Origin of the sequence: Tardiphaga sp. (assembly GCF_044336785.1) — a bacterium.
In the GTDB taxonomy this organism is placed as follows: Bacteria; Pseudomonadota; Alphaproteobacteria; order Rhizobiales; family Xanthobacteraceae; genus Tardiphaga.
On record NZ_JBIIOT010000144.1, the window covers coordinates 1 to 9,247 of the forward strand.

Genomic DNA, 9,247 nt, shown 5'->3' on the forward strand with positions numbered 1-9,247 from the left:
CTTCATCATCATGATCGCCGGCGCCATCGTGGTCGGCGCCGCGCTGATTGTTGAAGTGAAGTACCAACCGCCATTCTGGCTGCACGCCGCCCTTTGGTTGCCATTGATTCTCGCGACAACGCTGCTACCGCTGCGCTCCATGAAGTCGCTGCTGATCGCCCTGCAATTCCACCACAAGGCGTCCGAGGGCCAGTTAGTCGCGCGGAAGCCAGAATGAACACCGTCACCACGCGCCGGCCGGGCATTATCGGTTTCGGCATCGCCACCCTGATCATCGTCGCCACCTTGCTCAGCCTCGGTTTCTGGCAGTTGCAGCGCCGCGGCGAAAAACATGCGTTGATCGCCGCCCTCGACGCGCGGATCACGGAGGCGCCGGTCGCGCTGCCATCCTCCGACCGCTGGAGTACGATGAGCGCCGCGAGTGACGAATTCCGCCGCGTCACCTTTACCGCCACCTACAAGGCGCTGCCCGACGCCATGGTCTACAGCTCCGGCTCCGGTGTGCGACCGGATGTGCCTGGTGCTGTCACCTGGGCCTTCCTGCCTGCCGCACTCCCGAATGGCGCGACCGTCGTGATTAATGCGGGCTTCGTGCAGAACACGATGCAGGATCGCGCCCAGCAGGACCGCGTGGTCAAAACCCTGCTGACCGGCGCATCGGTGACGATGACCGGCTACCTCCGCTATCCCGAGACGGCTGGCACGCTGACCCCCCATGATGATGTCGCCAAGCGCCTCTGGTTCAATCGTGACCAGCGCGCCATGGCGAGCGCCCTCGGTTGGGGTGCTGTCGCGCCGTTTTATGTTGATCTCGAAACCCCAGTGCCGGCCAACGGCATCCCCAAGCCCGGTCCCTTGGTCGTCCGCCTGAAAGACGACCACATGCAATACGCCATCACCTGGTTCAGCCTGGCCGCGGCGGTGGTGATCGCGTTTGGGGTGTGGACGCGAGGCCAGAAACGGAGCTAAACGGCCCAGAATCGCGGTTTCCCCATGCGCCCAAAAAGCCTATGGTGCGCCTTCGTTTTCATCCGACCGAAGTGTTAACCTCTTTCAGATCAAAGGCTTGGCGGGTAGCCCGCGCCTTTGGAGGACGCCTTGACGACCTATATCTCGACGCGGGGTGAGGCCCCGAAACTCGGCTTTTGCGATGTCATGCTGACCGGGCTTGCCCGTGACGGCGGTCTCTACATTCCCGAGGTCTGGCCGCAGCTCTCTGCCGACACCATCGCGTCGCTGTTCGGCCGGCCCTATTGGGAAGTCGCGGTCGAGGTGATCCGCCCGTTTGTGGCCGGCGAGATTTCCGACGAGGATCTCGGCCGCATGGCGAATGAGGCCTATGCCACCTTCCGCCATCCGGCTGTGGTGCCGCTCGACCAGAGCGCGCCGAACCAGTTCGTGCTCGAGATGTTCCATGGTCCGACGCTGGCGTTCAAGGACGTTGCGATGCAGCTGATCGCGCGGCTGATGGATCATGTCCTCGCCAAGCGCAATCAGCGCACGACCATTGTCGTTGCAACGTCGGGTGACACCGGCGGCGCCGCGGTCGACGCCTTTGCCGGTCGCGACAATGTCGATCTCATCGTGCTGTTTCCGAATGGCCGCATCTCTGACGTGCAGCGCCGGATGATGACCACGACCGGCGCATCGAACGTCCATGCGCTCGCCGTCGAAGGTCACTTCGACGATTGCCAGGCCATCGTGAAGGGCCTGTTCAATCACCACAGTTTCCGCGACGCCGTCTCGCTGTCGGGCGTCAACTCGATCAACTGGGCGCGCATCGTCGCGCAGGTGGTCTACTACTTCACCTCGGCGGTTGCCGTCGGTGCGCCCGGCCGGGCGGTCGATTTCACCGTGCCGACGGGCAATTTCGGCGACATCTTTGCGGGCTATGTGGCCAAGCGCATGGGCCTGCCGGTGCGCAAGCTGCGTGTGGCGGCCAACGTCAACGACATCCTCGACCGCACGCTGAAGACCGGCATCTATGAAGTGCGCGAGGTTCACGCCTCGTCGTCACCATCCATGGACATCCAGGTGTCGTCGAATTTCGAGCGCTTGCTGTTCGAAGCCTCGGGTCGCGATGCCGCATTGGTGCGCGGGCTGATGGACTCGCTCAAGCAATCCGGCCGCTTCGTCCTGCCGGAGAAACTGCTCACTGCGATCCGTGCCGATTTCGAATCCGGCCGCGCCGATGAAGACGAGACCGCCGCCACCATCCGCACCGCCTGGCGTGAGAGCGGCGATCTCATCGATCCGCATACCGCTGTGGCGCTTGCTGTCGCCGATCGCGATACGACCGAATTGCATGTGCCAAATATTGTGCTCTCCACCGCGCATGCTGCGAAATTTCCGGATGCGGTGGAAGCCGCCTGCGGCAAGCGGCCGGATCTGCCGGCCTATCTCGGTGAACTCATGACCAAGGTCGAGCACATCAAGGTCGTGAAGAACGATCAGAGCGAAATCGAGCAGTTCGTGCGGTCTGTCAGCCGCGCCGCAAAGCAGGGAGCCGCCTGATGGCCGTCGAGGTTACAAAACTGCCGTCGGGTCTCACTGTCGTCACCGATTCCATGCCGCATCTCGAAACCGCGGCGCTCGGCGTCTGGGCCGGTGTCGGTGGCCGTGACGAGAAGACCAACGAGCATGGCATCTCGCATCTTCTCGAACACATGGCCTTCAAGGGCACCAAGACGCGCTCGTCGCGTCAGATCGTGGAAGAGATCGAGGCTGTCGGCGGCGATCTCAACGCGGCGACGTCCACCGAGACCACGGCCTTCTATGCGCGCGTGCTGAAAGCCGACGTGCCGCTTGGCCTCGAAGTGCTCAGTGACATTCTGGCCAATCCGACTTTCGATCCCGACGAGCTGGAGCGCGAGAAGAGCGTTATCGTGCAGGAGATCGGCGCGGCGCAGGATACGCCGGACGATGTCGTGTTCGAGCATCTCAATGAGCTCTGCTATCCCGATCAGCCCATGGGCCGTTCGTTGCTTGGCACCGCCAAGACCCTGCAGGGCTTTGATCGCGACATGCTGCAGGATTATCTCTCGACGCATTATCGCGGTCCGGAGATGGTTGTGGCGGCAACGGGTGCCGTGAACCATCGTCAGGTCGTCGCCGAAGCGCACAAGCATTTCGCGAGCTTCGAGGGCACGCAGGGCCCGAAGCCGCAGCCGGCCACATTCGGCAAAGGCGGCTCCAAGGTCGTGCATCGCGATCTCGAACAGGCGCATCTGACTCTGGCGCTGGAAGGCCTGCCGCAGGCGCATCCGGAATTGTTCAGCCTGCAGGTGTTCACGAACATCCTGGGTGGCGGCATGTCCTCACGGCTGTTCCAGGAAGTCCGCGAAAAGCGCGGCCTGTGCTATTCCATCTATTCATTCCACGCGCCCTATAGCGACACCGGATTCTTCGGCCTCTATACCGGCACCGATCCGAATGATGCGTCGGAGATGATGGAAGTCATCGTCGATGTGATCCGCGAATCCGTGGAGACGCTGACCGAAGCCGAGATCGCCCGCGCCAAGGCGCAGATGAAGGCGGGTCTCCTGATGGCGCTGGAAAGCTGCAGCTCGCGCGCCGAACAGCTCGCGCGTCACATGCTTGCTTACGGCCGTCCGCTCACGGCAGAAGAACTCATCCAGCGCATCGATGCCGTCAGCGTTGAGTCGACCCGCGATGCTGCGCGCGGCCTGCTCACGCGCAGCCGGCCTGCGGTGGCCGCGCTTGGCGGTGGCCGGGGGCTGGACACGGCGGTGGCTTTTGCGGAAGGATTGACCGGCGTCCGGGACAAGACCCTGCTGCATTGAGTCTGCCTCGCAGCGACGCGTCGGAGAGTGACCTGATGGCTCTGTTTCGGCTTCCCATGAGTGCCCCGGCGGCGTTGGCGCCGCGCGGCTATGGGCTGTCGTTGCGTGCGCCTGTGATGGGCGACTTTCCGCAATGGGCGGATCTGCGCGAGCGCAGCCGGGCCTATCTCACGCCATGGGAGCCGATCTGGCCGTCCGACGATCTCACGCGGTCGGGCTTTCGTCGGCGGCTGCGGCGCTATGCCGAGGATACATCGGCGGATCGGGCCTATCCCTTTCTTGTATTTAGGGAATCTGACGATGCTTTGGTTGGCGGAATCACGCTGGCCAATGTTCGGCGCGGGATCGTGCAGGCTGGGACCATTGGGTATTGGGTCGGTCAGCAATTCACCGGGCAGGGGATGATGACGACCGCGCTGCGGGTTTTGCTGCCGACCTTGTTCGGCGAGCTCAGCCTGCATCGCATTGAAGCGGCTTGCATTCCGACCAATACGCCGTCGGTGCGGGTGCTGGAAAAATGCGGTTTCACCCGCGAAGGACTGGCCCGAAGATACCTTTGCATCAATGGGGTCTGGCAGGATCACCTGCTGTTCGGGATGCTGCACGAAGACTTTAGGGGTTAGTTATCGCAAGAATTGCGCTGTGATGCCGCCCTGCGGCCGCAACGGCCTTTGGTTTGCCGCAAGTCGCCTGCTATAACGCCGGCGCACGGCCTTGGGGGTGAGGCGGCGCTAACTATCTGACGATCCGGGGATATTCTCACAATGCCACAATTCGGTCGCAAGTCCGCGCGCGATTTTCGCGTGCTGAAAAACGTGCTTTTTGTCACCGTTTCCAGCGTTTTTCTCGCCAGCTGCGGCGGCGGCGCCCTGTTCAGCGGCGGCTCGTCGGGCGGCAGCAGCCCGTCCCTCGGCGACCGCTTCAGCCAGCTGTTCGGCGGCAAGTCGACCGAAGTCGGCGGCACGCAGTCGGCCCAGGCGACGACCACGGGCGGTGGTGCGGACAGCGAGCTGACCTGCCCGATGGTCAGCATCCGTCCGGGGGCCGCGACCTATGCCGTCGGCGCGCAGGGCAAGCCGGGCGTCGGCAATGACCTGGCCTATCAGGCGACCATCACGCGCACTGCGCGCTCCTGCGATCTCGCCAACGGCCAGGTGTCGATCAAGATCGGCATCCAGGGCCGCATCATCGTTGGACCGGCGGGTGCGCCGGAGACGGTGGAAGTGCCACTGCGTGTGGCCGTGGTGCAGGAAGGCGTCAATCCGAAGCCGATCGCCACCAAGGTGTTCACGACCACGGTGTCGATGGGCGGTCAGCTGAATGTGGAATACAGCCTGGTTGGTGAGGACTTCAGCTATCCCGCGCCGTCGGCGGCGGCGAATGATTCCTACGTCTTCTATATCGGCTTCGATCCGCAGGCGCTGAAGCCGCAGCCGGCGAGGAAGCGAAGGTAAGGGCTGGCAACATGCTCTTCATGTCATCACCCGCGAAAGCGGGTGATCCAGTAGACACTGGCGGTGATGTTTAAGCTGGATCGATGCCGATTACTGGATCGCCCGGTCAAGCCGGGCGACGACAGCAGAGAGCAATGAGACAAAACAAAAAAAGCCGGCGCGATGATCTCGCGCCGGCTTTTTGTTTTGTAATCGCTTCGCTTAGTTCAGCTTCGCGCGAACTTCGCCAATGCCCTTTTCGATCAGGCCATCTGCAACGTTGCCCTTCACCGACTGCGACAACACCTGCGTTGCAGCAGTCACGGCGGCTTCGGCAGCAGCAGCGCGGACGTCGGCGACGGCCTGGGCTTCCGCAAAAGCGATCTTGCTTTCGGCAGCCTTGGTGCGACGGGCGACGAAATCTTCCATCTTCACCTTGGCTTCAGCCGCGATACGTTCGGCTTCTTCCTTGGCGGAGGTGATGATCTCCTGCGCTTCGCGTTCCGCCGAAGCATGACGCTTCTTGTAGTCGGCGAGCAGAGCAGCGGCCTCATCGCGCAGGCGACGAGCATCGTCGAGATCCTGCTTGATACGGTCACGGCGATGATCGAGCGCGGTCAGGATGGTGCGGTGAACGCCCATGTAACCGAACAGCGCGAGCAGCAGAAAGAATGCGACGGCTACCCAGAATTCAGCTTGCAAACCGAACATCGTTTATCCTTTCAGCGACGCGTCGAGCGCGGCGTTGACGGCGCCTGCATCCGGCGTGATGCCGGTGAGACGTTCGACGATCGCAGAAGCCGTTTCTGACGCGATGCCGCGAACATTGCTCATCGCCGTTGCGCGGGTCGAAGCGATGGTCTGCTCCGCCGTTGCCAGCTTGGCGTTGAGGCTCTCTTCCAGCTTGGCCTTGGCCGCGTCCTGTTCCGCATTGAGTTTCTCACGGACTTCGCTGGCCATCGCCTGCGCCTTGGCGCGGGCATTGGCGAGTTCGGTCTCGTAAGCCTTCAAGGCGGCGTCGGAATCGGCCTTCAGCTTGGCAGCTTCGGCCAGGTCGTTGTCGAGAACCTGCTTGCGGGCAGCGAGAATGCCGCCGACGCGGGGCAGCGCCAGACGCGAGACGATCAGATAAAGCAGGCCGAAAGCGATCGCGAGCGACACCAGCTGTGAAGCGAAGGTGCTGCTCTCGAAGGGCGGGAACGAAGCCTTGTGCCCGCCATCAGCCTGGGTATGGGATGTGCTCTGACCTTGCGCCACAGCAGTCTCCTTCTCGATCGACAACGCGCCTCCGGGATTGGAGAGCGCGCAGCCAGATCAGGGGTCAGCTTAGACGGCGAACAGCAGCAGCAGAGCGATCAGCAGCGAGAAGATGCCGAGCGCTTCGGTCACGGCGAAGCCGAAGATCAGGTTCGCGAACTGGCCCTGCGAAGCCGACGGATTGCGCAGCGCGCCGTTCAGGAACTGCGAGAAGATCATGCCGACGCCGATGCCTGCGCCGCCCATGCCGAGGCAAGCGATACCGGCGCCGATGTACTTAGCTGCGATGGGATCCATGGTAAAACTCCTTCTTGGATTAGGTAGATTTGAGAAAGTCGGTTGAGGGTGGATTTCGCGCCCGGCCTTAGTGGCCGGGGTGAAGGGCGTCGTTGAGATAAATGCAGGTCAGGATCGTGAAGACGTAAGCCTGCAGGAAGGCAACGAGCAGTTCGAGGCCGGTCAGCGCCGTGGTCATGGCCAGCGGCAGCAGGGCGCCTGCGGCGCCGACGGCACCGAGCGCACTGAGCGAGGTCACAAAGCCCGCGAACACCTTCAGGGTGATGTGGCCGGCCAGCATGTTCGCGAACAGACGCACCGAATGCGAAACCGGACGGGACAGGAAGGAAATGACTTCGATCACCATGATCAGCGGCAGGATGTAGATCGGAATGCCGTGCGGGACGAAGAGTTTGAAGAACTTCAGGCCGTTCTTGTAGATGCCGTAGATGAACACCGTGAGGAACACCAGCAGCGCCAGCGCGACCGTGACGATCAGGTGGCTGGTGGTGGTGAAGGTGTAGGGAATGATGCCGATCATGTTCGCGGTGAGGATGAACATGAAGAGCGAGAAGACGAGCGGGAAGAAGCGCATGCCTTCTTCGCCGATGCTGCTTTTCAGCGTATTGGCGACGAATTCGTAGGAGAGTTCCGCCATCGACTGGAAGCGGTTCGGGATCAGATGACGACCGGCGCTGCCGCCGAGCATCAGGATCGAAATGACGGCGACGGCGCCGAACATGTAAGCCGAGGAATTGGTGAAGGCGATTTCCTGGTTGCCGATATGGCCCAGGGTGAAGATCTTCTGGATCTCAAATTGGTGGATCGGATCGGCCATCCAGCTCGGTCTTTCATCTCAGCCGGAGAGTCCGGCGTTTCCCCGCCGGGGAGCCCGGCAATCGATCGATTTGCGCCGTGAGGCGCATGAAACTTATGACTTCTTCCCGACGCCGGCCGACCGCATCACATTCATCACGCCGGCCGTGAAGCCGAGCAGCAAGAACACGATCAGCCCCCAGGGTGATGTCGACAGCAGACGATCGAAGACCCAGCCCAAGATCGTCCCGACGATGACACCGGCAACCAGTTCCGAAGAGAGGCGGAGACCCACAGCCATGGCGGACGCCCTGTGCTGCGCGCTTCCGCTTTCGCTGTTGGACTGATCAGCCTGCAATTTGCGATCGCCCAAGGTCTTGGACAGTCGGTCATTGAGGCTTCCGAGCCGTGCGGAAAGCGCAGCCTCGTCGGGGTCGGGTGAGCTGTTGCTCCCGCGATTGCTGCCGTTGTTTTGTGTGCCGTCACTCATATTCCGACACCCGAAAAACGCTGCAATTCCCGGAAAATAACGCCCCGTCGCCCTCTAAAGCCGCGCGGACCATACTTAGCGTGTTCTGCCAAGTCAAGATTCGCTGATCGCTGTTTAGTGCTTTGATTCGCTTGATTTTATTGGCGAAATTCGAATCCCGCTGCGCGCCGGTGACGCAGCGCGAGAGCGACTTTCAACATGATCTAGGGCGCGGCTGTATCCTCATCCTGAATTCTTTGCCCCTCATCCCGAGGAGCGCGCTGTTGCGCGCGTCTCGAGGGATGGCCGCGCGCCCTGGGCCTGGCCCGTCATGGTTCGAGACGGCGCTGCGCGCCTCCTCACCATGAGGGCGGAGTGGGGGGGCGGCCGTTCGAGAGGGCTGGTCCTCGTGTCGGCGTTTGATACGCTCCGCGCCGCGTTCGTATTCATTTGCCGGAGCCTCCATGTCCCAATCCATCGACTACTATTTCTCGCTGCCGTCGCCCTGGGCCTATATCGGCCATAAGCCGTTCATGGATCTGGTGAAAACCTATGATCTGAAGGTCAATTACAAGCCGGTTTTCCTGGGCGAATTGTTCGCCGAGACCGGTGGCCTGCCGCTCGGCAAGCGGCATCCGGTGCGGCAGCGCTATCGTTTCCTCGAACTGCAACGCTGGCGCGAGAAGCGCGGACTGGATTTTCATCTGAAGCCGAAGAACTGGCCGTTCGACGGCCGGCTTGCCGATGGCGTCGTGCTCGCCGCGCTGGAAGCGGGACTCGATCCGAATCCCTTCTTGCATCTCGCTTTTCCTGCGGCCTGGGAGAACGAGGAAAATGTCGGCGACGCCGCTGTGCTGGTGCGCCTCGCCGACCAGGCCGGGCTGCCCGGCAAGCAACTCGTCGAGCGTTCGCCGTCGGCGGAGATCACGGCACAGTATGAGCAGAACCAGAAGGACGCGCAGGCGAGCGACGTGTTCGGCTCGCCGGCCTATGTGCTGAATGGCGAGGTGTTCTGGGGCCAGGACCGGATCGAGTTGCTGGGTGATGCGTTGAAGTCGAAGCGCGCGGCATTCAAGCAGCCGTAAGATTTCTTCACCTCTCCCCACCGGGGAGAGGTCGACACGCGAAGCGTGGTGGGTGAGGGCGCTTCTCCAAGCGACGCGCTTGCGGCACCCCTCACCCGGCTTGCTTCG

The 9,247-nt window shown here is 62.3% G+C and carries 12 protein-coding genes; 7 read left to right on the forward strand and 5 right to left on the reverse strand.

The window, feature by feature from the left end:
* The 6 genes from ACIQ2A_RS24365 to ACIQ2A_RS24390 all read left to right on the forward strand — a co-directional run.
* The coding region (locus ACIQ2A_RS24365) for a DUF983 domain-containing protein (RefSeq protein ID WP_398484345.1) at positions 1-217 on the forward strand (217 nt) is incomplete at its 5' end.
* The gene (locus ACIQ2A_RS24370) at positions 214-969 is read left to right on the forward strand and encodes an SURF1 family protein (RefSeq protein ID WP_398484347.1); all 756 of its coding nucleotides are present in this window, start codon (positions 214-216) and stop codon (positions 967-969) included. The genes ACIQ2A_RS24365 and ACIQ2A_RS24370, both read left to right, overlap by 4 nt.
* 129 nt (positions 970-1,098) lie before the next feature.
* On the forward strand, positions 1,099-2,514 hold the full coding sequence (gene thrC / locus ACIQ2A_RS24375) for a threonine synthase (protein WP_398484349.1): 1,416 nt from the start codon (positions 1,099-1,101) through the stop codon (positions 2,512-2,514).
* Positions 2,514-3,803, forward strand: a complete 1,290-nt coding sequence (locus ACIQ2A_RS24380; RefSeq protein ID WP_398484351.1) for a M16 family metallopeptidase — start codon at positions 2,514-2,516, stop codon at positions 3,801-3,803. The genes thrC and ACIQ2A_RS24380 overlap by 1 nt, the downstream gene beginning before the upstream one ends.
* Before the next feature lie 35 nt (positions 3,804-3,838).
* On the forward strand, positions 3,839-4,426 hold the full coding sequence (locus ACIQ2A_RS24385; protein WP_398484353.1) for a GNAT family N-acetyltransferase: 588 nt from the start codon (positions 3,839-3,841) through the stop codon (positions 4,424-4,426).
* 141 nt (positions 4,427-4,567) lie between these two features.
* Positions 4,568-5,257, forward strand: coding sequence for a hypothetical protein (locus ACIQ2A_RS24390; protein ID WP_398484355.1), 690 nt, complete (start codon positions 4,568-4,570; stop codon positions 5,255-5,257).
* A 201-nt stretch (positions 5,258-5,458) separates the two neighbouring features.
* Here the strand turns inward: ACIQ2A_RS24390 and ACIQ2A_RS24395 are convergent, their stop codons facing one another.
* The 5 genes from ACIQ2A_RS24395 to ACIQ2A_RS24415 form a co-directional block, all read right to left on the reverse strand.
* The gene (locus tag ACIQ2A_RS24395; protein WP_398484357.1) at positions 5,459-5,947 is read right to left on the reverse strand and encodes an ATP F0F1 synthase subunit B; all 489 of its coding nucleotides are present in this window, start codon (positions 5,945-5,947) and stop codon (positions 5,459-5,461) included.
* 3 nt (positions 5,948-5,950) lie between these two features.
* On the reverse strand, positions 5,951-6,511 hold the full coding sequence (locus tag ACIQ2A_RS24400; protein ID WP_398484366.1) for a F0F1 ATP synthase subunit B': 561 nt from the start codon (positions 6,509-6,511) through the stop codon (positions 5,951-5,953).
* 51 nt (positions 6,512-6,562) lie between these two features.
* Positions 6,563-6,790 (reverse strand): F0F1 ATP synthase subunit C, encoded by a 228-nt coding sequence (locus tag ACIQ2A_RS24405; RefSeq protein ID WP_068732626.1) that lies wholly within the window; start codon positions 6,788-6,790, stop codon positions 6,563-6,565.
* Between the two features lie 67 nt (positions 6,791-6,857).
* Complete coding sequence (locus tag ACIQ2A_RS24410; protein WP_398484360.1) at positions 6,858-7,607, reverse strand: F0F1 ATP synthase subunit A; 750 nt, start codon at positions 7,605-7,607, stop codon at positions 6,858-6,860.
* Between the two features lie 93 nt (positions 7,608-7,700).
* On the reverse strand, positions 7,701-8,075 hold the full coding sequence (locus tag ACIQ2A_RS24415; protein WP_398484362.1) for an AtpZ/AtpI family protein: 375 nt from the start codon (positions 8,073-8,075) through the stop codon (positions 7,701-7,703).
* A 443-nt stretch (positions 8,076-8,518) separates the two neighbouring features.
* On the opposite strand from ACIQ2A_RS24415, the gene ACIQ2A_RS24420 reads away from it, so the two are divergent.
* Positions 8,519-9,139, forward strand: coding sequence for a 2-hydroxychromene-2-carboxylate isomerase (locus tag ACIQ2A_RS24420; protein WP_398484364.1), 621 nt, complete (start codon positions 8,519-8,521; stop codon positions 9,137-9,139).
* Positions 9,140-9,247: the final 108 nt, after the last annotated feature.

Coding starts and splice junctions, on each gene's coding strand:
- ACIQ2A_RS24370 (WP_398484347.1), top strand. CDS start 214: ATGAACACCGTCACCACGCGCCGGCCGGGCATTATCGGTTTCGGCATC.
- ACIQ2A_RS24380 (WP_398484351.1), top strand. CDS start 2,514: ATGGCCGTCGAGGTTACAAAACTGCCGTCGGGTCTCACTGTCGTCACC.
- ACIQ2A_RS24385 (WP_398484353.1), top strand. CDS start 3,839: ATGGCTCTGTTTCGGCTTCCCATGAGTGCCCCGGCGGCGTTGGCGCCG.
- ACIQ2A_RS24390 (WP_398484355.1), top strand. CDS start 4,568: ATGCCACAATTCGGTCGCAAGTCCGCGCGCGATTTTCGCGTGCTGAAA.
- ACIQ2A_RS24395 (WP_398484357.1), bottom strand. CDS start 5,947: ATGTTCGGTTTGCAAGCTGAATTCTGGGTAGCCGTCGCATTCTTTCTG.
- ACIQ2A_RS24405 (WP_068732626.1), bottom strand. CDS start 6,790: ATGGATCCCATCGCAGCTAAGTACATCGGCGCCGGTATCGCTTGCCTC.
- ACIQ2A_RS24410 (WP_398484360.1), bottom strand. CDS start 7,607: ATGGCCGATCCGATCCACCAATTTGAGATCCAGAAGATCTTCACCCTG.
- ACIQ2A_RS24415 (WP_398484362.1), bottom strand. CDS start 8,075: ATGAGTGACGGCACACAAAACAACGGCAGCAATCGCGGGAGCAACAGC.
- ACIQ2A_RS24420 (WP_398484364.1), top strand. CDS start 8,519: ATGTCCCAATCCATCGACTACTATTTCTCGCTGCCGTCGCCCTGGGCC.